Source organism: Sulfitobacter sp. EE-36 (assembly GCF_000152605.1).
In the GTDB taxonomy this organism is placed as follows: domain Bacteria; phylum Pseudomonadota; class Alphaproteobacteria; order Rhodobacterales; family Rhodobacteraceae; genus Sulfitobacter; species Sulfitobacter pontiacus.
This window is the reverse complement of record NZ_CH959310.1, coordinates 810,311-835,813: the sequence shown is the minus strand read 5'-3', so window position 1 is coordinate 835,813 and position 25,503 is coordinate 810,311. Positions and strand designations below refer to the sequence as shown.

Sequence of the window (25,503 nt, the reverse complement as noted above, 5' to 3'; positions counted from 1 at the left end):
GTGGACCGTGATCCGGTCGTTTGGCTTTCTGCTGTCCGGCAACGCCTGCGCCGCCGCGATCTTGCTGCTGCGCACGGTGGTGGTGTCGCGTCTGATCAGCCTCGAAGATTTCGGGATCGGCACAAGCCTCGTGCTCGCACTTGCTATGATAGAGATGCTGACCGCGCTTGGCTTTCAACAACAGATCGTCAATGCGCCCAAGGGGGATGACGCGGATTTCCATAGCGCGCTGCATGGTGTGGCGCTGATACGTGGCATGATCGGGGCGGTGGCGCTGTTCCTTCTCGCGCCGCTTCTGGCCCGTTCCTTTGGGGTGGAGCAGCTGACATGGGCGTTTCAGCTGATCTCTGTGGTGCCGCTGTTACAGGGGGCGATGCATCTGGACGTCTATCGCCAGACCCGTCACCACAAACATCGCGCCGCAATATGGATCGCGCTGTTGCCGCCGCTGGGGTCGTTGGCCGCGCTGCTGCCCCTATCGCGGATGTTCGATGACTTCCGCATCATGCTTTTTGCCGTGTTGGTGCATATGGCGCTGGGCACGCTCATGTCTCACGCAGTTGCGAAACGCCCTTACCGGCTGCGGTTTGATGGGACCGTTATGGTCCAAAGCATGCGGTTCGGCTGGCCCCTCATGGCAAGCGGCGCGGTGATGTTTCTGGTGTTCAATGGCGAACGCGCCATCGTCGGGCGTCTTCTGGGGCTAGAGGCGCTGGCCCTGTTTTCCATGGCCGTATCGCTGACACTGACGCCGTCGCTGGTCCTGATGCGCAGCACGATGAGCCTGTTTCTGCCTCGCCTTTCAGCCAGCGCCGCGCGTCCGGAATTTCGGGCCCAGGCGATCACCACGATCCAAAGCCATATCGTGCTGGCTGCGGCAATGGTCATGGCAGTCAACCTGCTAGGCGGTTCCTTCGTGCTCCATGTGCTGGGCGACAAATACCGCGCTGTGTTGCCCCTGCTGACGCTCTTGACGGCGGTTCAGGCGTTGCGGGTGGTCAAAGGCGGGTGTGCGATTGTCGCGCTGGGCGAAGGGTATCGCAAGACCGAGCTTTTGACGGATCTGTTGCGCATCACGTTCCTACCCCTCGCGGCATGGAGTGTGCTGCAAGGCGCAAGCCTGCCCCATGTGGTGCATATCGCAGGACTCGGCGAAGCCGCGGGGCTGATGATTGCGCTGCTCTGGATGCACCGCGTGCAACGGGTGCCGCTCCGGCCATTGGCCCTGCCGCTGATCTGTATGGTCGCGGTATTGGCTTGGGCGGTTTTCACGAAGGACCAACCGACGGGGGTTCGGGCCGCAGGCTTCGGTTTGTTGCTGGCCGGTCTGGCGATGGTGCTGCCTGATGTCTGCAGAATTACTTTCACAAAAGGAGCACCCGATGGGATGGATCCCAAGGCGATACAGCACCGTTAAGAAGACTTTGACCGCACAAGAGACATGCCGCGGCCAAAGCAACGGCAGCCGTTCACCATGAAGAGACGCGCAAAGCCGCCCCGCCTGTCCGAGCTTGCCATCGGGCGGGACAACCACTTTAACCTCATTCGCTTTCTCGCGTCGGTGGCGGTGTTGGTCTCTCACGCGTGGCCGCTCGCGCTTGGGCGCGGCACGGTTGAGCCTTTGAAAACAGCGCTTGGCTATTCGCTGGGGGAGCTGGCGGTTTTTGTGTTCTTTGGCCTGTCCGGCTTTTTCATCGCGGGCAGCTACGACCGGCAGAGGTCTGCCTTGTCCTTTGTCACGGCGCGGGCCGCGCGTCTGCTGCCGGGGTTGGCCGTGTCCATCTTGATCGTGGCGCTGATCATGGGGCCGCTGGTCAGCCGGTTAGACGCGGGTACGTACCTGTCTCATCCCGATACGGTGCAGTTTATCGTGCAAAATATACTCTTGTTTAAACCTCAATATACCTTGCCGGGCGTGTTCACGACGAACCCCTATCCCACCGTAGAGGGGTCGATTTGGACGCTCGCGCATGAGGTCGCCTGCTATGCACTTATCCTGTTCGTCGGCCTTGTCGGGGCCCTGTCCCGCCGGCGGGTGATGGCGGTGCTGTTGGCGCTATACCTGATCGCGTGGATGGGTGTGCCGTATCTCGGCGACCTCATTCATCCGCGCCTACAGCAAACGCGGCTGCTGTCCTTGCCCTTTGTTTTCGGGGCGTCCTGCTGGATCTGGCGCGATTATATCCCCTTGCGGTGGCCCTTCGTCGTTGGGTTGATCGTCCTGACATGGGCCGTGCACGCTACGGTTTTCGCTTTTCCAATGCTTGCACTGGCTGTGACCTACACCAGCCTCTGGGCGGGGTATTGCAAGCTAGACCCCTTGCTGATGTTCAATAGGGTCGGAGATTATTCATACGGAATATATATTTACGCGATGCCGCTGCAGGGGCTGGTGGTTTGGGTGTGGGGGGACATGACGCCAGCGCTGAACATCGCGCTGGCCTTGCCGTTGACGTTGCTTTGCGCGGTATTGTCCTGGCACTGGATTGAAAGACCCGCGCTGACCTTCGTGCGAGAGGGTTTTCAGCGCGGGTCCTTGATCAAGCGGAGGATAGCACCGCGCCGATAAAGCCGCTATCGCCCAATGTATTTCCCACAAGGTCGCTGCCATAGGGTGCCTGCGCGGGTGATATTTTGGGCAGATCGGACAGTGCGTCGGGGCGGTAGTCACCGCTGCCCGTGTTGCTACCGGTGTGAGAGCGGTCGTCGACCCAAGGCGCGGCGATATGTGAAACGTCACCGATCGACGGCAGTTCCCCCAGCCACGAGGACGGGCCATAACCGGGTTCATTACTTGACCCTGCGATTGCGACATTATGCGACCATCCAACCTTGTACCGCGCTGGCCAGTTGCCGGTAAGGGAGGTTTCGCCGGAAAATACATCGCTTTTGATATTGATGCGGTGGAACAGATTGTTCCGAAAAGAGCCCGACTTCGCCACGTTCTCGGTGCCGTCCAGATACAGCAAATTCGCACGTTCCCCCGCGATGGTATTGTTGTGCACAACGATGTTTTGGGCTGCATTTGTGTCGCTGTCAGCGTTCAATCGCAGCGCTGCATTTGTAGAGCTCCCCCAGCTTTCCACGATGTTCCCTACAAAAGCAAAGCCCCGTTCTCCGATCTCGGCGCTTGCGGAAACGATTGCATTGGTAGCGCTGCCATTGCTGAATGTGTTCCACCCTAAAAACGTGCCGGTCATGGCAGGCCGGTTGCCAATCGGTGCCCGGAGGGTGAATTCGTCTAGCCCCGAACAGCCGAGCGCCTGATAGGTAATTGTTCCGGCACAGCTTTTGCAGCCGATCGCGGTGACCATGATTGCTTCGGTCGAAAAGGAATTGCCCTGGCGTGGATCTTCATTGGGCACGACGGAGCAGTTGATTTGTACAAAGCGCCCCACCCGGTAAACCCAAGCGCCGTAGCTGCCGAATCCGTTGGCGTCCCAAAGACAGTTCTTTGTTATCAAAAGATTGCCTACCGAGTCCGCACCACTGTCCAGAAACACCGTGTTCGCCCCGCCTTTCTGCAAAGTGACATCACAAATCTTGAGGTGCGTTGGTATGCCGTTGAACCGATTGACCCCACCGTCCGTTAAGATCGTGGTATCCCGTTTGGACGGGTCTTCAGCCCCGATACACAAGGGCAGCTGTGCCGAGCGACCGGCAGCCTTGAAAGGCGTTAGGATATGCGACCCCTCTGCCAGTAAAATCGTTCCACCCCCTGCGTCATCCACCCGCCCAAAATGCGCGGCATTGAATTCCTTGATCGCGTCGGCCGCGGCCGCGATTGTCGCAAATGGGGCGGCAATGGCATCTGCGCGCGCAGACGCAGCCTGACCCGTCGCATCGTCGCCCGTGGTTCCATCGACCTGGGCATAACATGCCCCATACCCGCCGCTCGTGTCGTTCAGCATCCGAAGCGTCGTCAGGTTGGGGGACGGATATTCATCGGCGTCGGCACTGATGGAAAAGGCTTCCCCCACCCATGGGTAGACGGTGGCATCTACAGTCAATAAATCCCCCTGGGCCAAGCCTGATAGATCAACCGTCGCTGCATAATGCGGAACATGGAGCCCCGACGCCTCAAATCCAAGACTGCTTTGCGACGACACAAGCTGCGATGCTTCGTTGCCAAGCGTATCGCGGACGATGAACCGCACCGCCGCGACGGGTTGCCCCTGTTGGGCATATGCGTGGGCAACTGCCAGCCTTAGTATATGTGCATCATCTTCTATCCTCTCACGGTCGTGGTTTAACCACATGGCAATAGGCCGGGGCGCTGGCCTTGTGCTGTGATTGATTGCACCGTTGATAGTATCGCCCGCGTAAACGAAGTCTGAACACGCGACGGTCTTGTCAGTAAAATTTGAATGATCTGGGTAGGGCTGCCTGACACGGCTGCTGAGTTGCACAACCGAAGCCCTGCTGACAGCCGTCGCCGCCGTATCAAAACCGCGCCGGTTCACGGTCACATTCCGCGCCTCGGAAGTGGTGGAAAACGACGGTATATCTCGGTGCTCGGCCCGCCAACCATCTGCAAGAATTTCCGTGACAGGCGAAATCTTTAGCGGCGGCGACCCCGCCATCGTTTGCCCCAGTTTCATGCCCAGTCCGAGTGTCATCTGCATAGTCCATACCTTGCGATCAGAATTCGTAGGCATCGATACATATCAACCTCGCTGAGCCGTTGCATTCGCAGGGAAAGAGGCGGAGGGCGGGTTAATCTTCACGCAATATTAAATGTTCAGCTCAATGGTGGTTGCACCGCAGATTCTTCTTGCGAAAGGACAGATATGATTTGGACGTGAACCACATATACGCGACGGACCAGCACCGCTCGCTCAAGCGCATACGACTATACCATCAACGGCCCGTATCACGGGTTGTGCTCGTGTATTTCGGGCTCCTGCTGGTGCCCGTCGGCTTCAATTTAGGGTCGGTCTATATGACCGGGACCAAGGCGCTATTAGCAGTGCTGATTATTCCGCTAAGTCTCCGCCTGTTTTGCGGCCACTACGGGCGTGTTTTGTTGACAGACGTTCTGTTCTTTATGCATTTTCTATGGGTTTCGCTGGCCTTAGCGGTCAACAACCCGGTGGAAGCCACCCAGAATGCAGGCTCAATCGGGGTCGAGTTTCTAGGCGGGTATTTGATCGGGCGCGCCTTTATCCGGGACAGACACAGCTTTGCCGCAGTGGTTAAGATCCTCACAGGACTGATCGTGCTATGCTTCCCTCTGGCTTTGATAGAGTCGCAAAGCGGGACATCTGTTCCCATTGAATTGTGGAAGATGACCGGGCTTTCGACCCCGGTGGATCTGTCGATTGATCGCCGTATGGGACTGGAACGGGTGCAACTTTCGTTCGAGCATCCAATTCACTGGGGCTTGTTTTGTACAATCGCGACGTCCCTGTACTTTATCGGACTGGCGGGACGGCACAGCTTGGGTTTGCGGTCCGTGGTTATGACGGTGATTTGCGCCAGCTGTTTCCTATCGCTGTCCAGCGGCGCGCTGCTGGCGGCAATCGTGCAGATAGGGCTGATTCTCTGGAGCTTCCTATGTCGCAGGATCGGGCGACGATGGCTAATCCTCTCAACCTGTTTTGTTATTTTTTACGTCGTGATTGATCTGCTTTCCAATCGAACCCCGATCCAAGTTTTCATGAGCTATGCGACATTTTCTGCCGAAAGCGCCTATTGGCGGTCTGCTATTTTCCAATGGGGCATGACCAATGTCTGGAGCGCGCCTGTATTTGGACTTGGGCTAAAAGATTGGCTCAGGCCGGTTTGGATGCACACCTCGAGTATCGATAATTTTTGGCTATTTATCGCGATGCGTTTCGGATTGCCGGCGTTTACTTTTTTGACAGTCGGCTATGGCTATGCGCTTTGGCGTGTTGGGCGCAAAGATTTCACCATGGATCGGACCCTAGCGGCGCTACGGCTAGGCTGGATACTCTGCTTTACTGGGCTCACGCTCACTCTGTCGACGGTGCACATTTGGGGCAGCATCTATGGTTTCGTATTCTTCATATTTGGCGCAGGACTGTGGATGGTGGATGCGAAGCCGCGATCCCCGCAGAATAAACGTACAATTTGAAATATTGATCCTTTTCAGATTTGCCAATTTTTCCACTTTGTAAAGGAAATCACCCTACCACAGAAGTCAGGCCGCAAGGGGATGTCGGCCATGACGACTGATTGGTTTGGGGGAAGTGCAACGTGCAGACGCACAACATCTATGCCGCCGCGTTGCGATCACAGCTTGGGGGGATTGGGTTACTTTTTGTGGTCAGTGGGTTGATCAACATCCTGCTGCTCACAGGATCGATTTACATGATCCAGATATATGACCGCGTTTTGCCTAGTGGGTCAGTGGTCACGCTGATGGGGCTCTTCGGAATTGTGCTGCTTCTTTATTGTTTCTTCGGGCTTTTTGACCTGATCCGGCAACGGCTTTTGGCCCGTCTTTCGGTGCGTTTGGACCTGGCGCTTGGGGCTGAGTGTTTCGCGGCTTGGATCAGCAATGATGAAAAGAACAACGTACCGGCAAGCGCACAACAGCCCCTGCAACAACTGGGGCACCTTAGACGTCTGCTGTCTAGTCCCGCGTTCATAAGTGTCTGTGATATGCCGTTTGTGCCGATCTTTTTGTTGGCCCTATTCATCATTCACCCTTGGTTGGGGGCGATGGTTCTGGGCGGCGCGGCCTTGGCTTGTGCCGTGATGGCAACGGGCCGCTATTTGACGCGCAACACGATCAGCATCTCGGCAAATCAGGATCATACCCTCGCTGATATGTCCTATCACAGTCGCCGTCTGGCGGAGCCGCTGCGCGCCATGCGTATGCAAGTTGATCTTGCCACATATTGGCGCGGGCTTCAGCGCAGCAGTCTGGCGTGGCACCAGCGCCTGCATGCCTCGCCGGATGCGCTGGCATCATTCAGCAAATCGTTCCGCCTGATGTTGCAGTCCTCGATCCTGACAGTCGGGGCCATATTGGTCATTCAGGGCCAAATCTCGGCGGGGATGATTATGGCTGCTTCGATCTTGGCGGGGCGCGTACTGGCCCCTATCGACCAGATGATCAGCGGCTGGCAGGGGATTGCATCCGGTTGGTCCGCGCACCGCCATCTGCACCGCCATTTTTCACAGAATATCCCGGCACGCGAGGGGGTTGCATTGCCTGAACCAAAGGGCCGGATTTCTTTCACCGCCGTTTCCCACGGGATCGAGGGGCGAGCGGAAAACGGGCTGAAGGATGTCTCTTTTGACCTGTCACCGGGGGATGGGCTGTGCGTGCTCGGCGGGCCAAATGCGGGCAAAAGCATATTGGCAAAACTGGCCGTTGGCATTGCGGCTCCTACAACCGGTGAGGTTCGGTTTGATGCCGTTAATCTGGCCCGATGGCCTTCCGCGCAGATTGGCCCTGCGATCGGCTATTTGCCCGATACCATTGATCTTCTGCCCGCGACGATTTTCGATAATATTTCCAGATTTCGCCCCGATACCACGGATGCGCAGGTGATCGCCGCTGCAAAGCTGGCCCGTGTACACCACGCCATTATGGCTCTTCCGGATGGGTATATGAGTGTTGTGAGCGGCGGTGGGGGATCCTCGTTAACCCAAGGGCAGATACAGCAGATCGGGCTGGCGCGGGCGTTGGTCTGCAATCCGGCGCTGGTTGTGATGGATGATCCGCTGCGGTCGCTTTTCAGCTGTCCCGATGCTGAACAGATCGTGGCAGAGGTCGCACGCCATATGCGTGATCGGGGTAGCACGGTGGTGATCACGGCGCGCCAGCCCTGTGTAATTTCGGCGTTGAACAAAGTGCTAATATTGTCCGAGGGGCGGATAAGGCAGTTCGGCTTGACCAGTGATATCTTCGGGCGCGCTTTCCCTACGCGGGTGGCGGCGAAGGTTCAGACACTGCCGATCTCGGGCAATGGCACAACACGGGCGAGCGGGGGGTAACCTTATGGTATAAAAAAGGGGCATTGCGCACGGCCCAAGCCCCCTTCTATCGCTTTCTTCAAATGTCGCCCTATTCGGCCCAGGAAACACCGGTAAGGTCGACAGCCTGCGTCGGGGCATTGCGCCAAAGGCCGGTCAGACCTGCCTTTGCAACGGACAGTGACGCCAGCTGGAACAGGAAACCGTTGACGTGATCTTGGGCGATCATGGTCTGTGCCTCGCCCAGCAACGCGTTGCGTGCTTCCGGGTCGGTTGTCGTGTTCAGCTTGGTCATCAAAGTCTGAAAATCAGGGTTGTCATATTGAAAATAGTAATCAGGGTTGGCGTAGATGCCGATATCCATCGGTTCGGTGTGACTTACGATTGTCATGCCGAAGTTCTTTCCCTTGAACACCGTTTCAAGCCACTGGGCCCATTCGACATTATTGATCTTGGCGGTGATACCAACCTCGGCCAGCTGCGCGGCGATGATCTCTCCGCCGCGGCGGGCGTAGGAGGGGGGCGGCAGGTCCAGCGTGGTCTCGAACCCGTCGGCAAAGCCGGCTTCGGCCAGCAAAGCTTTGGATTTTTCGATGTCATGCAGGCTCAGCGCGGTTTGATCGATATAGGCCGGGTTATGGGGCGCGAAATGCGTACTGATGGGCGTGCCGTATCCGAACATCGCACCGTCAATAATGGCTTGGCGATCAATGGCATGGGCGACGGCGGCGCGCACCTTGGGGTCATCAAACGGCGGCTGTTTGTTGTTCATCGCCAGAATGGTTTCGCCCTCGGTAGAACCGACAAGCACTTGAAACCGCGGGTCCGCTTCGAATTGCGGCAGGTTCTCGGGCGCGGGGAAGCCGGCGAACACATCAACATCTTCGGCCATCATCGACGCGAACGCGGCGGTCGGGTCAGAGATGAATTTGAACGTGGCGATATCCAGCGCGGCTGGGGTCCCCCAGTAGTTCGGGTTCTTCTCGATGCGGATATTGTCGCCCTGGGTCCAACTGGTGAATTTGAACGCGCCGGTGCCGATGGGCAGTTGCTTGATATTGTCGATGCTTTCGGGTGCCACGATCACCGCGTCGCCCCATGCGAGGTTGAACAACAGGTTGCCGTCCGGCTCTGACAGTTTGATTTCGACGGTCGACGGGTCGACGACTGTCACCTCCGAGATCGCGCCGAACAGCGCCTTTTGGGCGTTTGCGCTGTCCTCGGCATTAATCCGGTCAAGCGAGAATTTGACGTCGGCGGCATCCATCGTCGTTCCGTCGTGAAAGGTCACGCCGCTTTGCAGTTTGAACGTATAGGTCAGGCCATCGTCAGAGATTTCCCACGATTGCGCCAGCCCGGGCACGACCGATCCGTCGCCCATAAAGCGGGTCAGCCCTTCGAAAACGTTGGAATAGAGCACCTGATCAATGGCCCCTGCCGCAGCGCTTGTCGGGTCCAGATGCGGTGGCTCAAGTTGCATCGCGACGGTGATGTCGTTTTTCGCGGCGACGCCGGTGGCCATCAGCGCGGCAGCGCAGGTGCCTAGAATAAGTTTGCGAAGATGGGCCATGGGTGTCTCCTGTTGGCAATAAGGAAAATGTTAACCAGTTCTGTCAGGTTTGACCAGCGTCGGGATGCTGTCGCAATTATCGGTTGTACCTAGCCTGTGCGCGGTTTATGCGCCGTTTTTTGAGGTTTTGAAGGGGCGCGCCATGGCTGCGATGTCACCCACTTTGGGTATCGATTTCGGAACGTCCAACTCTGCCGTGGGCTATGCAGTAGACGGTGTGCCGCATTTGATTTCCGTCGAGGCGGGGCAGAACACGCTGCCGACCGCGCTGTTTTTCGACAATGAGGAAAAGCGGATCATCTATGGTCGCGGTGCCCAAGAGGCGCTGATCGGAGGCGACGACGGGCGCTATATGCGGGCGCTCAAAAGTCTGCTGGGCACGCCCTTGATGCGCGAAAGTCGGGTTCTGTTGGGCAAACGCATGGATTTCATCGCCATCGTGGCGCGCTTTCTGGCCGAGCTGAAGACGAAGGCTGAGCGCGCCACCGGCCAGCATTTTGATCGGGCGCTGTCAGGGCGACCTGTGATGTTCCACAGCGCCGATCCGGCGCGGGACGCGCAGGCGTTGGTGGATTTGACCGAATGCTATATGCAAGCCGGGTTCAAACAGGTCCGCTTCATGCCCGAACCCGAGGCCGCGGCTCTGGCCAATCGTGCCGTGCTTGAACCCGGCGATCTGGGGCTGATCGTCGATATCGGGGGCGGTACGTCTGATTTTACGCTTTTCCGGCAGGAAGGTGACGCGGGCATTTATATCCTCGCCAGCAAAGGGGTGCGCATTGGCGGGACCGACTTTGATCGCGAGTTGAGCCTTCAGCATGTGATGCCGCATCTGGGGATGGGCAGCCAGATCAAACATGTGTTCGGCGATGAAACCCACGCCGCCCCTCATGCGGTTTTTGCCGATTTGGCGACGTGGCAGAAAATCCCGTTCCTTTACACCCGCGAACAGCGTCGCGCGGTCGAGGATCTGGCGAAATACGCGGTGGAGCCGAAGCTGCTGAACCGACTGCAACATGTGTTGGAGGATGAGCTGGGCCACGATATGGCCTTCGCGGTAGAGGCCGGCAAGATCGCGGCGAATGACCCCGATGCAAGCGCACCGCCGCAGATCGACCTCAAGATCGTGGAGCGCGGGCTGACGGTCCCACTGCCATCGGCGATGATGGCGGCGAGTTTGGCGCAGATGGCAGCGGAGATCGCGCAGGTTGCGACTGATCTGACGGCGCAGGCTGAGGTAAAACCCGACGCCGTGACCAAGCTGATCTTTGTCGGCGGGTCCAGCCTGATGGGCGTGATCGACCGCGCCATGCGCGATGCATTTCCGCAGGCCGAACTGCACCGCGGGGCCGCGATGACCGCGATCGTCGACGGTCTGGCAATCGCCGCGCCACACGCCTTTGCTGACGGCTGAGGGCCTTAGTCTTTCGGAAGTAGCAGCGTCTCCAGCGCGGCCCCCATCACGCAGGCGCTATCGACCATATCGTCGATGCCGATATATTCATCCGGCTTATGCGCCAGCTCTAGCAGGCCGGGGCCATAGGCGATGCAATTCTTGAGCTTGCCGATCCGGTCGATGTGTTTCTGGTCGTATGACCCGGGGGAGGCGACGTATTCAGGCGCTTTGCCCATGATATCCTCGATCGCATGGGCGACAGTTTGCACGACCGGCGCATCGCGGTCGGTCATCGACGGCAGGACCGAATTCAGCTCTGTCAGCTCGTAGTCAAAATCGACCCGCGTTTCGCGCAGACCTTCCAGCAGGGCGCGCACTTCGCCGCGCACCTGATCCAGCGGTTCTTCCAGCAAAAAGCGCCGGTCAATGGTGATGCGGCAGCTGTCTGGCACGCAATGGGCCGGTAGCCCGTCGAAATCCGGGTCGTTTTCCTTTTGCCCACCGTGGATCGAATTGATGTTCATCGTCGAACTTCGCGCCCCTTCGGGGACCACGGGCATGTCTGTGTGACGGGCGGCCATGGCGGGGAACAGCTTGTTTTCGAACTCGGAGAGCACTGCGCCCATGTGGCGCACGGCGCAATCGCCCAGAAACGGCATGGAGCCATGGGCGATCTCGCCCTTGGTTTCGATCTCGGCCCACCAGCCGCCCCGGTGCCCCAGACAGATACGGTCTTTTTGCAGCGGTTCGGGGATGATCACATGTTGCACGCGGTCCGGGTTGAAATGCCCGTGCTCGGCCAAATAGGCGACACCGCCGTAGCCGCCGGATTCCTCGTCCGCTGTGCCGGAGATTTCGATTGCGCCGCTGAAATCGGGGTGCTGTTCGATAAAGGTCTCGGCCGCGATGATAGAGGCCGCCAGCCCGCCTTTCATATCGCAGGTGCCGCGCCCGTAAATCTTGCCGTCCGAGATTTCGGCCCCAAAGGGATCAAACGTCCAGCCGGCCCCGACCTCGACCACATCGGTGTGGCTGTTGAAGTGGACACATTCGCCCGCCCTGCGCCCTTCGCGGCGGGCGATGATGTTCCAACGGGGGTATTTCTCGCTATCGCCGGGGGTACCAAAGGCGCGGATCAGCTGCGTCTCGAACCCGTGCTTGCGCAGGCGGGTATCAAGGTATTCGCAGATCAGCCGATAGTCCTGACCCGGCGGGTTAAGCGTCGGGATGCGGATCAGATCTTGGGTCAGCGCGATCAGTTCGTCACGCTTAGCGATAATGGCGGTAGAGAGAGTGCTTGTCATACCGCCATGTTTGAACGGGCGTTCATATATGGCAAGCGAAGTCTGCAGTTGCCCCGTCGGATTCGAGTTTATTTTGCAAAATGAAGCCGCAACCGGGCATTTATGCGGCGATGTCTTTCATCGCCGTGAGCAGGGCGCGGACTTCGTCCATGGAGTTGTAATGGCAAAGCGACACACGCACCGCGGCATCAAGCCCGAGCGGGGTCAGGATGTTGCCGGAGTAGTGATCCGCCTTGCGCACATGGGTCCGGATGCCTTGGGCGTTGAGTTGGGCCACGATATCCGCCGCGGGCAGGGCGTCGAGCGTGAAGGACACAAGCCCCTCGCGGTCGGGGTTGTCGGTGCCGCCCAGGATCGTGACGCCCGCCAGATCGGCCAATCCGGCGAGGTTTCCCGTGCCGAACAGCAGCGCATTGGTCAGCTGTTGTTCGTGGTCGTGGATCGCAGCGGCGGCGGCCTCTATCCGCGCTCGGGGGGCTGTGGCGTCTGACACCTGGCTGCCGAGCCAGTCGAAATAGCGCACCACATCCGAGAATGTCGCATAGGCGCCCGTGTCACGGGTGCCCATTTCCCAATTCCCGGCGGGACCGTTCGCCAGTGTCTCGATCGGCAGCGCGGTAAGACGCTCGGACGCCCAGGCAATGCCATAGCCGTGGCGCGAGAACAGTTTGTACGGAGAGATGACATAGCCGTCGATGTCATAGCTGGCGATGTCGATATGCCCATGGCTGGCGTGCTGGATGCCGTCGACAAAGATATAGGCGTCGGGGGCGATGGCGCGGATCGCGGCGCTGATGCCCGCCACATCATTGGCGATCCCCGTCACGGGGGAGGTGTGCAGGATCGTGGCGACCCGTACCTCGGGGGTCATCAAAGCGGCGTAGGCGTCGGGCGTTACCTGACCTGTCGCGGTATCGTGGGGCACGCTGATATAGGGTTTGCCCGCCACATCGGCCCAGTGTTGTGCCGCGCTGCGCGATGCGGGGTGTTCCACGGTGGAGCCTATAACGGCACCGGGGGCGCTGCCCATGACGGCTGTCCGGATCAGGCGGAACGAGAGCTCTGTCCCACTTTCGCCGACAAAGAACTGCCCGTCAGGCGCGTTGAAGAACAACGCCATATCGGCGCGGGCCTGTTTGATCATATCGACCAGCGCATGGGACGCGGGGTTGTCACGCCCCTGATTGTCGGGGATGGCTGCGAATTTGGTCGAAGTCTCGACGACCGTGTTCAATGTCAGCGCGCCGCCAGCGTTTTCGAAAAACACGCGCGGTCCCTGGAACGGGCAGCTGTCAACATGGGCAAAGCGGTCACGGATTGCCGACATGAGTTTGGTATCTTCTGTAAACATTATGCGGCCCTGCTGCGTTACTTTCTGTGCTTATGCAGTTTCTGCGCTAGTTTGATGCTGGATCACAATCAGATTTTGCGGGCTCGGCCCCATTTGTTCGTAGTTTTCAGGAGCGCAGGAATGGCCCCTCTTATTCAACGCAGGGTTTCGCGTAAGAAACCACAGGACGCACAAGCCGAGGAGAAATCGGTCAGCGAAGCGACGGCGCTGTCGCCCAAGCTGATCTACGAAGTGATCCGCCGTGAGGGCGAGGAAGAGCTGTCGCGCAGCAAACGGTCGTTGATCTGGTCGGGGATCGCGGCGGGGGTGATGATCAGCCTGTCGGTCCTGGGCGAGGCCGTGTTCCGGACCTATCTGCCCGATACCGCGCATCGTTTCCTGATCGAGAACCTGGGCTATTCGCTGGGTTTTCTGGCGGTGATCATGGGGCGGATGCAGTTGTTTACCGAAAACACCATCACCACCGTTTTGCCGATCATGCGGGCCAAGACCTGGCATTCGCTGATGTGTATGTTCCGCCTGTGGGGGATCGTGCTGGCGGCGAATGTGGTGGGGGCCTTTGCCGCGGCGATGCTGTTTCTGTGGACGCCCGCGATTTCGCCCGAGGTGCTGCCCGCCATTCTGGACCTGTCGCATCATGCAACTAGCATGGGGGCCTATCAGGGGTTCTGGCGGGCCATTCCGGCGGGGGTCATCGTCGCGCTTATCGTCTGGATGATGCCGCAGGCGGATGAGACGTCGTTTTTCCTGATCCTTGTGTTCACCTGGCTTATCGCCGCGGGGGATTTCGCGCATATCGTTGCGGGGTCGGTCGAGATGGCGGTGATGATACTGGACGGCCAGCTTGGCCTGATGGCGGCGGTGTTCGAGTTCTTCTTACCGGTGCTTGCGGGCAACATTGTTGGCGGAACGATCATCTTTACCCTCGTCGCTTGGGGTCAGGTGCGCGATGAGGTAGAAGAGGAAAAGTAGCGTAAAAGTGATGTGGCAGGGGCCGCAGCCGTGGGGAACGAGGATCAAGGGTTTTGACACAGAAATCGGTGGGCACCGTAAAGCTGTACTGGGATGCGCTGAAAGCGGCGCTGGTTGATATCTCTGAAAAGAACGTCTCGCTTATCGCGGCGGGGGTCGCTTTTTATGCGATGTTGTCGCTGTTTCCCGCCCTTGCCGCGCTGGTTACGATCCTGAGCCTGATCTCTGACCCTGTGGTTGTCATTGCCCAGCTGGAAGACATGCGCGGTCTGCTGCCCGATGACGTCTATGATATTCTCAATGATCAGGTGGTGTCGTTGGTCACGACCAGCACCGGCAAACTGGGGTGGGCTGGTGCGGCTTCGGTTCTGGTGGCGATGTGGTCGGCGCGGGCAGGTGTGGGCGCGATGATGATCGGCCTGAATAGCGTGTATAGTGAACGCAATCGCAACGCCGCGCGACACTATCTGCGGGCGCTGATGCTGACCTTTACCTTGGTGATGGTGGGGCTGATTGCGCTGATCACTGTGGTGATCGCACCGATTGTGCTGTCGTTCATCCCCCTGGGGGTATTCGGCTATTTCGTCGCCGAGATCATCCGCTGGAGCATCGCGATTTTGGTGCTATTGGCCGGTGTTGGTGTGCTGTACCGCTTTGGCCCGAACCGTCGTGCGGCGCGCATCGGCTGGCTGACATGGGGGGCCGTTTTCGCGGTGTTTTCATGGGCGGTGGTGTCGATCGGGTTCAGCTATTACGTTGCGAACTTCGGCAATTACAATCAGGTCTACGGGTCTATTGGCGCTGTGATCGCCATGCTGGTCTGGCTGTGGATCAGCAGTTTTCTGGTGCTTATGGGGGCATCGTGGAACGCGCAGGTGGAACTGCGCACGCGCCCTGACAGCACCATTGGCCGTGACCGGCCGCTTGGCAAACGCGGGGCTTATGTGGCGGATAATTTGGTAAGTGTGAGCGAGGAATAGCGCCTACATCAAGGGGCGCTTGGCCGGTTTGCTGCGCTCTGTCTCGGCAACATCGGCGAGCTTGTCGAGGTCGTTGACCTGCAGCACCTGATCCGACCAAGACGCGAGTTGCTGGTCACGCAGCTTCGCGAGGGTTTTGTTGGTATGGACAAGCGATAGACCCAAAGCATCCGCCAGATCGCGTTGCGTGAAGGGCAGGGTCATTGTGTTATTTGTCACCAACCCCAGCCCCATCCCGCGTTCAAAGAACTTGAGCATTGCCCATGACACCGCTTGCAGCGCGGTGCGTTGGCCGACAGTGGCAAGCGTTTCGCCAAGGAAATGCTCCTCTATCGCGGCGAGCCATGTGATATCGAACGCGCGGCTGGGGTTGCTGCGGAAGAAGGTCCAGAAATCCGAGCGGTTGAACACGCACATGCGCATATGCGTCCGCGCCTCTACGCTGTGGCCCATTTCGCCAAGCATACCGGCCTGAAGCCCCATGAAATCGCCGGGGAAGACAAAGTTAATGACCTGCCGTTCACCATTATCCAGCGACTTATGCCGGATGCCCATGCCGGACAGCACCGTATAGAGTTGGGGGGAGTTGGACCCCTGCATGAGGATTGTCGTGCCGGGGTCGACGCTAAGCTCACCGACCTTGAATTTCTGCATGAACTCAAGCTCTTCCCTTGTCATGGTGACAAAGGCGTCCTTTTTGTGAAGCGGACAATAGCGGCAATCGATACCCATGAAAAAATTCCTAACTCGTATGTCATAGTTTAACGCGGCGCTTTGGAAATATTGCTACCTTTGCGGGATTAGAAAGGCGCGATGTGATTCCTTTTTTCGTATTCGATACTGACCCGATCGTTCGGGCGGATGTGATCGACATGCTGGAACAGGCATTCGGTGACGCCGCATTTTCTGTGTCCGAAACCCTTTCCGCTTTTATCTCTGAACTGCGCAGCTGTTCGTCTCAGGCCGTGGCGCTTGTGTCCGGCACGTCGAATGACCTGTCGGAACTCTTTGCCGCAGACCTGCCCACGAAAGATGTCGCCTATGTTCTATACGGCGAAGGCCAAAGCATTCCCGACACCTACATCTATTCCGTCGTAGACCGGCCTTTCACCAATGACACCATGGTGCAAGGCATTAGCGACGCGCTTGCTTCCCTGCGTTCAGACCGTTGACGAAAGCCGTGATGATCGCGGCGATTCCGCCGACGCCGCCGGTGGCTTGCGCCTGTTGCATCGCCTGTGCGCGTAAGGCGGCTTCGCGTTTCTGACGCCGGATTGCACGGGCCGGGATCCACAGGGCTGCAATCAATACGAGGCCCATACCGAAAAACAAGCTGCCCATAATCAGACAGGCTACTAGCGGTGTGGTGATGGTAAGCAAGAACAGCCACGCGGCGACTGCAAGAAACGCCCCGCCCACAATCAGGCAGAGCATTGCGCCAAAGCCGATAGCAGCAGTTTGCGCCGTTCGGGTTGCCTTTTGGGCAACCCTATCCGTCACATATTCGAACATTAGCGGCGTGTCGCGAACAGACCGGCGATAAAGCCGACACCGGCAGCGATACCCAATGCGGCGGCTGGTTGTGTGCGTACAAAGTCTTCGGCTGTTTGCTGCGCTTCCAATGCCTTGTCACGGCCAGAGTTCGCCAGATCCTGCGCTGTGGATTTCGCTTGGTTGGCTGCTTCGGCGCTTTTGGCTTTGGTCAGATCGGCCATTGTGCTTGTCAGCGACGCGATGTCGTCTTTCAAAACGGCCAGCTGGACCGAGATATCATCGACAGACAGGTTGCTTGTGTTGGTTACGTCCTTGGCCATGGTGGTCTCCATTATTCATGTGTTCACCAACCAAACGCGCCCTGTAGATATAAGTTCCTTAAAGGCGTGGCTTACATCCCACAGGACCTATAAAAAAAGGCCACGGTGGAACCACCGCGGCCTCGTTTGTTTGCCTGTATGCCGGTTTAGCTGTGCAGCGTCTCTGTCGACGAGAAGAACATCGCTTGCGAAACAGCCGATACAACCTGATCCACCGTGTAGGGCTTGGAGATCAGGAACGCGGGTTCGGGCTTGTCACCGGTCAGCAGGCGCTCGGGGAATGCGGTGATGAAGATCACCGGACGGTTACCCAGATCGCGCAGCAGATCGTTCACGGCATCGATGCCGGAGGAGTTATCGGCCAGCTGGATATCCGCAAGGATCAGGTCCGGCACATCCGCCTTGCCCAGTTTGACAGCTTCGTCACGCGTGCGCGCAACACCGGTCACACGGTGGCCCATTTCGGCGACGATGGATTCGATGTCCATCGCGATGATCGCCTCGTCCTCGATGATCATGACCGAACCGGTGACGCTATCTGCCATTTCTCGGCGGGCAATCTGCACCAGCTCGCTGGCTTCGCCTTCTTCAACACCGATGATCTGGCCGACTTCCTTAAAGGAGAACCCTTCGATCGTGTGCAGCAACAACGCTTCGCGGCTGTGGTTGGTCAGTTTGGCGAGGTGCTTTTGCGCCTTGGCGCGGGGGCCGCTTTCACCTTCCTCGACAGGCGCACCGGCGCTGGCCCAGATGCCGTACAAAACGCGGAACACACCTGTGCGGGTGTCTACACCATCCAGAACCGACCGGTCCGTCAAAATCGCTTCGAGCGAGGCGGCTGCAAAAGCGTCGCCGCTGTTCTGGCTGCCGGTCAGTGCGCGCGCGTAGCGACGCAGGTAAGGAAGGCATTCACCCAACGCATCGCTGACACTTGGTGTTTCGGTGACATCCGTCATTTATTGTCGTCCTTTTAAAATATTTCTGGAACCAAACCCCCTAACGCTGTGTTTGGTTCCGTGTCATATGTATAAATACAGTATTTAAAGAAGGCAGGAAACTTGTTCATGCAATCAGGCCAAAACGACGAGCGTGAGCGCTTTATCGACGAAAATCTTCGCCGCGTTTATGACGAGACGATGGAAGAAGGGATTCCCGATAAATTTAAAGACCTGCTTAATCAGTTGAAAGAACAGGATAAAAACGCTGGTAAAAAAGGATGAGCAATTCTGATCCCCGCGACCAACTGGTGGAGCATTTGCCCGCCATGCGCGCCTTTGCCATCAGCCTGACCCGGAACGGTGCCGTCGCGGATGACATGGTTCAGGATACTCTGGTCAAAGCCTGGACCAACATCGAAAAATTTGAAGTCGGCACAAATATGCGCGCCTGGCTCTTCACAATTTTGCGGAACACCTATTATTCTTCCCGTCGTAAAGCCAACCGCGAGGTCGCTGATGTGGATGGTGTGTTCACCGAAAGCCTTGCCGAAAAGCCAGCGCATGACGGGCATATGCAAATGACCGATTTCCGCAAAGCTCTGGGTTTGCTGAAAGACGAACAGCGCGAGGCATTGCTGTTGGTCGGTGCATCGGGCTTTTCCTACGAGGAAGCCGCCGAGATGTGTGGCGTTGCCGTCGGTACGATCAAAAGCCGGACGAACCGTGCCCGTGCGCGACTGGCTGAGCTGATGGGCCTGCGCGATGACGAAAGTCTCGAAATGACGGATGATGCGACGATGTCGGTTATCTCGGCATCTAAAGTGTCTTCTTTCTGATCGTGACGTCGGGGTTTCTGTCCACAAATATCTTTCGGGGCCTCGCGTTTCGCGTGCTGCTTTTCCTTTCGCTTGCGTTGCTGCCCATCGGTTTGATCGCCGTTGTGCAGACTCGAGAGATTGCGGAGCAGAACCTCGAGAATGCCGAACTGTCGCTGCTTGCCATTACAGAGCAAGCGTCGGCGAAAGAAAGCGGCACCATTCAGGAAGCGTTCGGCGCAGCGGCGGCTTTGGCGTCCGTGGTCAAACTGATCAAGTCTGACAATGTGTCCTGCAGCGCCTTCATGCGGGAATACCAACAATCCTCCGACCTTTATACAGTCGCAAGCTTCATCCAAAACGACGGGCGGATGGACTGCGTGTCGACAGGCGTTTCGGGTAACGTGTCGGACCGGCCTGTATTTCAGAAGATGATCGAACACAAAAGTCGCATGGCGAATGTCACCAGCACGCCGGCGCAAAGCAAGGAACCGGTGCTGATCGTCACCAACCCGCTTAAGGTGGAAGAAGAGCTGATCGGCTTTATCAACCTGTCCATTCCCGAAAAGGTTTTTCACGACGCACCGTTGCCCGAGACAGGGTCGCAGCCGATCGCGATGCTGACCTTCAACGCGCAGGGCGACATCCTGACGACCAAAAATGGCGTTGAAGCGGCCGAGCAAGAGCTGCCCTCCTTTGCCGCGTTGAAATGGTATGTTGGCCAGTCTGGTCGCGTCTTCCATGATGCCAACCAGCAAGGGCAGGACCGCGTCTATGCCGTTTTGCCCATCGTCCCCGGTGTTGCCTACGCCATGAGCGTCTGGCCCGAGGATTCTCCGCTGCTTCAGGCGGGGGCGATGACAACGCTTAGCTTCGTGCTGCCGGTGGCGATGTGGCTGGCAAGCCTTGTCGTGGCCTTCTGGGCGCTGAACCGTCTGGCCATTAAACACATCCGCAAACTTGGTCGGCAGATGCGCCATTTCGCGTTGAACAGAACCTTGCCGCGCACGCCCTTGGGGGGTGTCGTCCCGACCGAGATCGTGAATATGGAGCATGCCTTTGTCGGCATGGCGGAATCGATCCTGCGGGATGAAGCGTCGCTAGAAGACAACCTGCGCCAAAAGAATATTCTGCTGAAAGAAGTGCATCACCGGGTGAAGAATAACCTTCAGCTGATCTCTTCTATCATGAACATGCAGATCCGTCAGGCGACCACATCGGATGCGAAACGCGTGCTGCAGCGTTTGCAGGACCGGATACTCAGCCTCGCGACAGTGCACAAAAGCCTTTACCAGAACGACAACCTGACCCGCGTCGACGGTGGCGCGCTCATGCATGAGATCGTGAACCAGCTCCTTAGCGTAGGTCTGCCGTCCGGCTCTGGCGTGACGGTGTCGCAAAACTACGAGGCGGTTCAGCTTGACCCCGACGACGCCGCACCGCTGACGTTGCTGGTGTCCGAGGCGATTACCAATGCGCTGAAATATGTCGCCGCCGACGGCAAGGCAAAGGGGCATATCGAGGTGAGCCTGTCTCATACCCAGCCGGAAATGGCGTTGCTGTTTGTTAAGAACACCACCGGCAATATTGATCCCGAAGCAGGGACCGGCCTTGGTTCACGGTTGATCAACGCGTTCTCGCGTCAGTTGAACGGGCAGGTAGAGATCATCGATGAAGAGGGCACCTATACGCTGAGCGTTGAATTCCACGTGCCGCTGCAGGCGAAAGAAGTCTACGACTACTGAGGGTTCGGCGCAGAAAACTCGGTAAAATTAAATTTATTTTCAGTATGTCGGCGGTGAATCCTTCGCACCCCAGCCAGCGGGGCCTGTTGGGGTGCAACCTGCGGGATTCATGGGGCTTTCGGTGGTTTCGCGATGGATGTGGTCCCGATCGCGTATGTCAGGCGACATTCGCCGTCTCAGCAAAGCGCCGCGCAAACTCTGCAATGCAGCAATTGCGCCCTCCAGCCTGTGGAACCATGTGACCCGTGGGCTGTTAGTCTCCTGAACGAGCCACACAAGCGAACAGGAGGCATCAATGACGACAGATTTGTTTATCGCTTCATTTTTGATTCTCGCTTTGGCCGCAATCGCTATCGTTTCGCTGACCACGCAACGGGGCAGCGAAGAGAAAAAGCGCCAAAGATCGTCATTGCATAGCCATTCCCGGCGCGACGACGAACGATAATCAAAGGTTTAGTGCGGGTCATCCGCACGTCAAGAAAACGAATTCAAAAACTCGGCGGCGTACATGCACTTACGACAATGCATTGTACGTCGCCGATGTTTCTGAACCGGTGCGGCAAGCGGCTGTCAAAAAGATAGCCATCTCCCGGTGCCAGAACGGCGACGGCATCATCGACCGTCACCTCGATCTCTCCGGAAATAACCACACCAGCCTCTTCGCCCTCATGCACCAGCAGTTCGGGGCCTGTATCCGCGCCGGGCGGGTAGGTTTCGTGCAGCACCTGCAAGGAGTGTTGCTCCGCATTGCCAAGCTGGCGTAACGACACCTGACCGTCATAGGTGGGAGAGACTTTGGTAAACTCACTCTCGCGGTAGAAGACCTTGGGCGATTGCGTATCTTCCAGCGTTGAAAAGAATTCAGCCATGCTGATCGGGATCGCGTCCAGCAGGCTTTTCAAAGACGCGACCGAGGGGCTCGTCTTGTTCTTCTCGATCAAGGAGATGGTGCCGTTGGTCAGCCCTGCCTTGGTCGCCAGTTCGCGCTGAGACAGGCCGCGTTCTTCTCGAATCGATCTTAGTCTTTGACCTATGTCCACGTCCGGTCCCCGGATTATTTCTGTCAGCTACCTAACCCGTATCTTGGTGCGATCACAGGCAAATTTTGGCGCAGCCGATTCAACTGACGCGCGCTGAGGCAAATCTATATTGACAATTAAATTAAACGCAATAAGAGGATTTTAAACGCGGGTCGCGTTTCAACAAGAGGATTTGTATATGCCTAGTACTGTCAAAAAGCAGCCGCGCAAGGCCGCTGCAAAGAAACCGGCAAAAAGCAGCGTCGTGCCCGACATGCTTGATGCAAACGTATCTGTCGAAACCAACGCTCAGTTGATCGCCCGCCGTGAACAGGCTGTTCCACGTGGCGTTGCCTCTGCGGCGCCGATCTATGCGAAATACGCCGAGAACGCGGAACTTTGGGACGTGGACGGCAACCGCTACATCGACTTCGTCGGCGGCATCGGCGTGCTGAACACCGGCCACCGTCACCCCAAGGTGATCGCGGCAGCTAAGGCGCAAGAAGACCAATATACGCACACCAGCTTTCAGGTTGTGCCCTACGCCCCCTATATCGAACTGGCGGAAAAGCTGAATGCGCTGGCCCCCGGTGACGCGCCTAAGAAAACGCTGCTGGTCACAACCGGTGCCGAGGCGGTGGAAAACGCGGTCAAGATCGCGCGGGCTGCAACCGGCCGCCCCGGTGTGATCGCCTTTACCGGCGGCTACCACGGGCGCACGCTGCTGACGCTGGGGATGACGGGTAAAATCTCTCCTTACAAGAAAGACGTTGGTCCCTTCCCGTCCGATATCTTCCGCGCGCCTTTCCCATCGCCTCGCGACGGGATCACGGTCGAGGATGCGATCACCGGCCTGAAGAACCTCTTCCTGACCGATGCCCAGCCCGAACGTGTGGCCGCCATCATCATCGAGCCCGTCTTGGGCGAGGGTGGTTATACCCCCGTGCCGTTCGAGATGATGCACCAGCTGCGCGAGATCTGTGACCAGCACGGTATCATGCTGATCGCCGACGAAGTGCAGGCGGGCTTTGGCCGGACCGGCAAATGGTTTGCCATCGAACACTCCGGCGTTACCCCCGATCTGATCACCGTCGCAAAGTCGATGGCGGGTGGCTATCCACTGGCGGGTGTGATTGGCCGCGCTGATGTGATGGACGCGATGATCCCCGGCGGTCTGGGTGGCACCTATGGCGGCAACCCCGTCGCCTGTGCCGCAGCGCTTGCCGCGATCGAGGCGATCGAGGAAGAAGGCCTGCTGCAGCGGTCGCTGGACATGGGTGACCACCTCAAGGCGCGCTTTGCCGAGATCGGCGCACGCTCTGCACCTTTCCGCATGTGGGATATCCGCGGTCTTGGTGCGATGGTCGCGGTCGAGTTTGTGACCGACTTTGACACGGCGACACCGGACGGTGATTTCACCAAACGTGTTATTGCGCACGCGCTCAAGCGCGGACTGCTGCTGCTGAGCTGTGGCATGCAGGGCAACGCCGTGCGTGTGATGGTGCCGCTGACCGCGTCGGATGCGATCATCGAAGAGGGGCTTGGGATTTTCGAAGCCTCCGTCGCTGCCGCGGTCGCCGAAGAAGCAAAATAAGCTCTGTCATCATAATGAAAGGCGCGCCGGGAAACCTGCGCGCCTTTTGTGTTTCCGGTCTTGGGGGCGTTTAATCAAACGGTACAAAGCTGTCGGCCTGCGCCCGCGCCCAACGGGTTTTATTGCCGTTATAGTCGGGCGATTGATCATCCAGCAGATAACCTTCGGGCAGGTAGCCATAGACCTGATCGCCCTGCACCATGCTGTTATCGCTTTGCCGCATCATCATATGGCGGGGGAGGAAATCGCTGGGGTGCTCTAGACCGGCGGCGCCTGTCATCTCGCCCAAGGCCATCAGCGTATTGCGGTGGAACCGCGCGACACGCTGGCTTTTGTCATCCACATCCAAGGCGCGTTGGCGCGTGGGGTCTTGGGTCGCGACGCCGACGGGGCAGTGATTGGTGTGGCACGCTTGCGCCTGGATACAGCCCACCGCAAACATGAACCCGCGGGCGGAATTGCACCAATCCGCGCCCAAAGCCAGCGCACGGGCGATATCAAAGGCGGATACGACCTTGCCAGCCGCGCCCAGTTTCACCTGATCGCGAATACCGGCACCGCGCAGGGTGTTGTGTACAAAGGTCAGCCCCTCGACCATCGGCATGCCGACGTGGTTGGCGAATTCAAGCGGGGCAGCGCCCGTGCCGCCTTCGGTGCCGTCGACAACGATAAAGTCAGGCACGATCCCGGTGTCCAGCATCGCCTTGACCATACACATGAATTCACGCTGGTGGCCGATGCACAGCTTGAACCCCACAGGCTTGCCGCCCGACAGATCGCGCAGCTTGCCCAGAAACTCCATCATCTGAACAGGAGAGGTGAACGCCGAATGGGCAGCGGGCGAGATGCAGTCGTGCCCCATCGGGATGCCCCGTGCCGCCGCGATCTCGGCACTGATCTTCGACGCGGGCAGCATGCCACCATGACCGGGTTTGGCCCCCTGGCTCAACTTAAGCTCGATCATCTTGATCTGGTCGCTGGCGGCCTGCTCCTTGAATTTGTCGGGGTCGAACTGCCCGTCTTCTGTGCGGCAGCCAAAATAGCCCGACCCGATTTCATAGATCAGGTCGCCGCCCCCCTCGCGGTGATAGCGGCTGATCCCGCCTTCGCCGGTGTCATGGGCGAACTGGCCCATCTTGGCCCCCTTGTTCAGGGCGCTGATCGCATTGGCCGACAGCGACCCAAAGCTCATCGCCGAGATATTGTAGATCGACGCGTCATAGGGCTGCTTGCAGTCCTTGTTGCCAATGGTCACGCGAAAATCCGTGTCGGTGATATGGACCGGCTGGACCGAATGGGTGACCCATGAATACCCCGCATCATAGACCCGCATCCGCGTGCCAAAAGGCCGCGCGTCTTCCACGCCTTTGGCGCGTTGATAGACCAGCGACCGGTCATCACGGCTGAACGGCTCTTCGTCCTGATCGGATTCAATCAGATACTGCCTGATTTCCGGGCGGATACCTTCAAAGAAAAACCGCATGTGTCCCAGCACCGGATAGTTGCGCAGGATCGAATGTTTGGTCTGGATCAGGTCGTACACTCCCATCAGCGCGAGGATGCCGAAGATCACCAACGGGAAAGCCATCCACCACGACCACAGCGCTGTGAGCATCGCGAAGGCGCCGAAAAGGACGACGACAGTCGCAAAAAGGCCAAAGCGGCCGAGGGATTTGAGTGCTTTCATGTGGGGCTCCTGCTGGCGCGTCTGGGTCGAAAATCGCTGCTTTTTCGGTTATATAGCACAAATAACCTGAAAGTACCGCGCGGCGAAGGCAGATGTCCGGCACATATTCCGGCCCGCAGTTTTGATTTTGTGCCGCTGCGCGCTAGTATTTTTAGGCACAGGATTGGGGGAAGTGAAATAAATATGGAAAATCAGTTTATTACATCGTTTTTCGCGTTGCGATTTACCATCCGCGTCCCCTAAATGACGGGTGCCATGTGTACCGCATAGTGAAAATAATTCATGATTTCACGCCGCGATTCGCACAGGGTCAGAGCATTATTTCGGGGAAAAATCGCAATAAATCAGCTTGTTTTGCTTCGGAATAT

General features: G+C 58.0%; 23 protein-coding genes. 13 read left to right on the top strand and 10 right to left on the bottom strand.

The window, feature by feature from the left end; genetic code table 11:
- Nucleotides 1-7 precede the first annotated feature (7 nt).
- Nucleotides 8-1,417, top strand: a complete 1,410-nt coding sequence (locus EE36_RS06635) for an oligosaccharide flippase family protein (RefSeq protein WP_005850654.1) — start codon at nt 8-10, stop codon at nt 1,415-1,417.
- A 57-nt stretch (nt 1,418-1,474) separates the two neighbouring features.
- Nucleotides 1,475-2,569: an acyltransferase gene (locus EE36_RS06630; RefSeq protein WP_005850652.1), complete on the top strand. Its 1,095-nt coding sequence runs from the start codon at nt 1,475-1,477 to the stop codon at nt 2,567-2,569.
- On the opposite strand, the gene EE36_RS06625 is transcribed toward EE36_RS06630, so the two are convergent.
- Entirely contained in the window at nt 2,541-4,619 is a 2,079-nt protein-coding gene (locus EE36_RS06625) for a hypothetical protein (RefSeq protein ID WP_254655553.1), read from the bottom strand. The two genes, EE36_RS06630 and EE36_RS06625, sit on opposite strands and share 29 nt — an antisense overlap.
- 269 nt (nt 4,620-4,888) lie before the next feature.
- Between EE36_RS06625 and EE36_RS06620 the strand changes: the two genes are divergently transcribed.
- Complete coding sequence (locus tag EE36_RS06620) at nt 4,889-6,097, top strand: O-antigen ligase (protein WP_254655552.1); 1,209 nt, start codon at nt 4,889-4,891, stop codon at nt 6,095-6,097.
- 236 nt (nt 6,098-6,333) lie between these two features.
- Entirely contained in the window at nt 6,334-7,971 is a 1,638-nt protein-coding gene (locus EE36_RS06615; protein WP_254655551.1) for a type I secretion system permease/ATPase, read from the top strand.
- Between the two features lie 70 nt (nt 7,972-8,041).
- Here EE36_RS06615 and EE36_RS06610 read toward each other — a convergent pair whose 3' ends face one another.
- The gene (locus tag EE36_RS06610) at nt 8,042-9,520 is read right to left on the bottom strand and encodes an ABC transporter substrate-binding protein (protein WP_005850645.1); all 1,479 of its coding nucleotides are present in this window, start codon (nt 9,518-9,520) and stop codon (nt 8,042-8,044) included.
- A gap of 142 nt (nt 9,521-9,662) precedes the next feature.
- On the opposite strand from EE36_RS06610, the gene EE36_RS06605 reads away from it, so the two are divergent.
- A complete protein-coding gene (locus EE36_RS06605) occupies nt 9,663-10,934 on the top strand; it encodes an Hsp70 family protein (protein WP_039912176.1) in 1,272 nt (423 codons plus the stop codon).
- 5 nt (nt 10,935-10,939) lie between these two features.
- Here EE36_RS06605 and EE36_RS06600 read toward each other — a convergent pair whose 3' ends face one another.
- Both EE36_RS06600 and EE36_RS06595 read right to left on the bottom strand, forming a co-directional pair.
- The gene (locus EE36_RS06600) at nt 10,940-12,220 is read right to left on the bottom strand and encodes an acetylornithine deacetylase/succinyl-diaminopimelate desuccinylase family protein (protein ID WP_005850643.1); all 1,281 of its coding nucleotides are present in this window, start codon (nt 12,218-12,220) and stop codon (nt 10,940-10,942) included.
- A 100-nt stretch (nt 12,221-12,320) separates the two neighbouring features.
- Nucleotides 12,321-13,571, bottom strand: a complete 1,251-nt coding sequence (locus tag EE36_RS06595; RefSeq protein WP_005850642.1) for an aminotransferase class V-fold PLP-dependent enzyme — start codon at nt 13,569-13,571, stop codon at nt 12,321-12,323.
- A gap of 120 nt (nt 13,572-13,691) precedes the next feature.
- Here EE36_RS06595 and EE36_RS06590 point away from each other — a divergent pair, with 120 nt between their 5' ends.
- Together EE36_RS06590 and EE36_RS06585 are read left to right on the top strand one after the other, a co-directional pair.
- Nucleotides 13,692-14,543, top strand: coding sequence for a formate/nitrite transporter family protein (locus tag EE36_RS06590; protein ID WP_005850641.1), 852 nt, complete (start codon nt 13,692-13,694; stop codon nt 14,541-14,543).
- A 53-nt stretch (nt 14,544-14,596) separates the two neighbouring features.
- Nucleotides 14,597-15,523: a YihY/virulence factor BrkB family protein gene (locus tag EE36_RS06585; protein WP_005850639.1), complete on the top strand. Its 927-nt coding sequence runs from the start codon at nt 14,597-14,599 to the stop codon at nt 15,521-15,523.
- 3 nt (nt 15,524-15,526) lie between these two features.
- Here EE36_RS06585 and EE36_RS06580 read toward each other — a convergent pair whose 3' ends face one another.
- Nucleotides 15,527-16,255, bottom strand: coding sequence for a Crp/Fnr family transcriptional regulator (locus tag EE36_RS06580; RefSeq protein ID WP_005850638.1), 729 nt, complete (start codon nt 16,253-16,255; stop codon nt 15,527-15,529).
- 83 nt (nt 16,256-16,338) lie between these two features.
- Between EE36_RS06580 and EE36_RS06575 the strand changes: the two genes are divergently transcribed.
- The gene (locus EE36_RS06575) at nt 16,339-16,695 is read left to right on the top strand and encodes a hypothetical protein (protein WP_005850637.1); all 357 of its coding nucleotides are present in this window, start codon (nt 16,339-16,341) and stop codon (nt 16,693-16,695) included.
- On the opposite strand, the gene EE36_RS06570 is transcribed toward EE36_RS06575, so the two are convergent.
- The 3 genes from EE36_RS06570 to EE36_RS06560 all read right to left on the bottom strand — a co-directional run bounded on the left by EE36_RS06570 (nt 16,658) and on the right by EE36_RS06560 (nt 18,293).
- Nucleotides 16,658-16,957 carry a hypothetical protein gene (locus tag EE36_RS06570; protein WP_005850636.1) on the bottom strand — a complete coding sequence of 100 codons (300 nt, stop codon included), beginning with the start codon at nt 16,955-16,957 and terminating at the stop codon, nt 16,658-16,660. The two genes, EE36_RS06575 and EE36_RS06570, sit on opposite strands and share 38 nt — an antisense overlap.
- 77 nt (nt 16,958-17,034) lie before the next feature.
- On the bottom strand, nt 17,035-17,337 hold the full coding sequence (locus tag EE36_RS06565; protein ID WP_235183729.1) for a YqjD family protein: 303 nt from the start codon (nt 17,335-17,337) through the stop codon (nt 17,035-17,037).
- 146 nt (nt 17,338-17,483) lie between these two features.
- Nucleotides 17,484-18,293 (bottom strand): response regulator, encoded by an 810-nt coding sequence (locus EE36_RS06560; protein WP_005850634.1) that lies wholly within the window; start codon nt 18,291-18,293, stop codon nt 17,484-17,486.
- Between the two features lie 108 nt (nt 18,294-18,401).
- Here EE36_RS06560 and EE36_RS06555 point away from each other — a divergent pair, with 108 nt between their 5' ends.
- The 4 genes from EE36_RS06555 to EE36_RS17460 all read left to right on the top strand — a co-directional run bounded on the left by EE36_RS06555 (nt 18,402) and on the right by EE36_RS17460 (nt 21,280).
- Nucleotides 18,402-18,557, top strand: a complete 156-nt coding sequence (locus tag EE36_RS06555; protein ID WP_005850632.1) for a NepR family anti-sigma factor — start codon at nt 18,402-18,404, stop codon at nt 18,555-18,557.
- Nucleotides 18,554-19,111, top strand: coding sequence for an RNA polymerase sigma factor (locus EE36_RS06550; protein WP_005850631.1), 558 nt, complete (start codon nt 18,554-18,556; stop codon nt 19,109-19,111). The genes EE36_RS06555 and EE36_RS06550 overlap by 4 nt, the downstream gene beginning before the upstream one ends.
- Nucleotides 19,112-19,164: 53 nt before the next feature.
- The gene (locus EE36_RS06545) at nt 19,165-20,835 is read left to right on the top strand and encodes a sensor histidine kinase (protein WP_254655550.1); all 1,671 of its coding nucleotides are present in this window, start codon (nt 19,165-19,167) and stop codon (nt 20,833-20,835) included.
- A 295-nt stretch (nt 20,836-21,130) separates the two neighbouring features.
- Nucleotides 21,131-21,280: a hypothetical protein gene (locus EE36_RS17460; RefSeq protein WP_005850628.1), complete on the top strand. Its 150-nt coding sequence runs from the start codon at nt 21,131-21,133 to the stop codon at nt 21,278-21,280.
- A gap of 43 nt (nt 21,281-21,323) precedes the next feature.
- Here the strand turns inward: EE36_RS17460 and EE36_RS06540 are convergent, their stop codons facing one another.
- Nucleotides 21,324-21,875, bottom strand: a complete 552-nt coding sequence (locus EE36_RS06540; RefSeq protein WP_009825647.1) for a cupin domain-containing protein — start codon at nt 21,873-21,875, stop codon at nt 21,324-21,326.
- Between the two features lie 178 nt (nt 21,876-22,053).
- Here EE36_RS06540 and gabT point away from each other — a divergent pair, with 178 nt between their 5' ends.
- Complete coding sequence (gene gabT / locus EE36_RS06535; RefSeq protein WP_005850622.1) at nt 22,054-23,448, top strand: 4-aminobutyrate--2-oxoglutarate transaminase; 1,395 nt, start codon at nt 22,054-22,056, stop codon at nt 23,446-23,448.
- 70 nt (nt 23,449-23,518) lie between these two features.
- On the opposite strand, the gene EE36_RS06530 is transcribed toward gabT, so the two are convergent.
- The gene (locus EE36_RS06530) at nt 23,519-25,135 is read right to left on the bottom strand and encodes an FMN-binding glutamate synthase family protein (protein WP_005850620.1); all 1,617 of its coding nucleotides are present in this window, start codon (nt 25,133-25,135) and stop codon (nt 23,519-23,521) included.
- Nucleotides 25,136-25,503 lie beyond the last annotated feature (368 nt).

Bases quoted from the DNA above. Each gene is read 5' to 3' on its own strand.
- EE36_RS06630 (WP_005850652.1), top strand. From the start codon at position 1,475: ATGAAGAGACGCGCAAAGCCGCCCCGCCTGTCCGAGCTTGCCATCGGG.
- EE36_RS06625 (WP_254655553.1), bottom strand. From the start codon at position 4,619: ATGACACTCGGACTGGGCATGAAACTGGGGCAAACGATGGCGGGGTCG.
- EE36_RS06615 (WP_254655551.1), top strand. From the start codon at position 6,334: ATGATCCAGATATATGACCGCGTTTTGCCTAGTGGGTCAGTGGTCACG.
- EE36_RS06610 (WP_005850645.1), bottom strand. From the start codon at position 9,520: ATGGCCCATCTTCGCAAACTTATTCTAGGCACCTGCGCTGCCGCGCTG.
- EE36_RS06605 (WP_039912176.1), top strand. From the start codon at position 9,663: ATGGCTGCGATGTCACCCACTTTGGGTATCGATTTCGGAACGTCCAAC.
- EE36_RS06600 (WP_005850643.1), bottom strand. From the start codon at position 12,220: ATGACAAGCACTCTCTCTACCGCCATTATCGCTAAGCGTGACGAACTG.
- EE36_RS06595 (WP_005850642.1), bottom strand. From the start codon at position 13,571: ATGTTTACAGAAGATACCAAACTCATGTCGGCAATCCGTGACCGCTTT.
- EE36_RS06590 (WP_005850641.1), top strand. From the start codon at position 13,692: ATGGCCCCTCTTATTCAACGCAGGGTTTCGCGTAAGAAACCACAGGAC.
- EE36_RS06580 (WP_005850638.1), bottom strand. From the start codon at position 16,255: ATGGGTATCGATTGCCGCTATTGTCCGCTTCACAAAAAGGACGCCTTT.
- EE36_RS06570 (WP_005850636.1), bottom strand. From the start codon at position 16,957: ATGCTCTGCCTGATTGTGGGCGGGGCGTTTCTTGCAGTCGCCGCGTGG.
- EE36_RS06565 (WP_235183729.1), bottom strand. From the start codon at position 17,337: ATGGCCAAGGACGTAACCAACACAAGCAACCTGTCTGTCGATGATATC.
- EE36_RS06560 (WP_005850634.1), bottom strand. From the start codon at position 18,293: ATGACGGATGTCACCGAAACACCAAGTGTCAGCGATGCGTTGGGTGAA.
- EE36_RS06555 (WP_005850632.1), top strand. From the start codon at position 18,402: ATGCAATCAGGCCAAAACGACGAGCGTGAGCGCTTTATCGACGAAAAT.
- EE36_RS06550 (WP_005850631.1), top strand. From the start codon at position 18,554: ATGAGCAATTCTGATCCCCGCGACCAACTGGTGGAGCATTTGCCCGCC.
- EE36_RS17460 (WP_005850628.1), top strand. From the start codon at position 21,131: ATGACGACAGATTTGTTTATCGCTTCATTTTTGATTCTCGCTTTGGCC.
- gabT (WP_005850622.1), top strand. From the start codon at position 22,054: ATGCCTAGTACTGTCAAAAAGCAGCCGCGCAAGGCCGCTGCAAAGAAA.
- EE36_RS06530 (WP_005850620.1), bottom strand. From the start codon at position 25,135: ATGAAAGCACTCAAATCCCTCGGCCGCTTTGGCCTTTTTGCGACTGTC.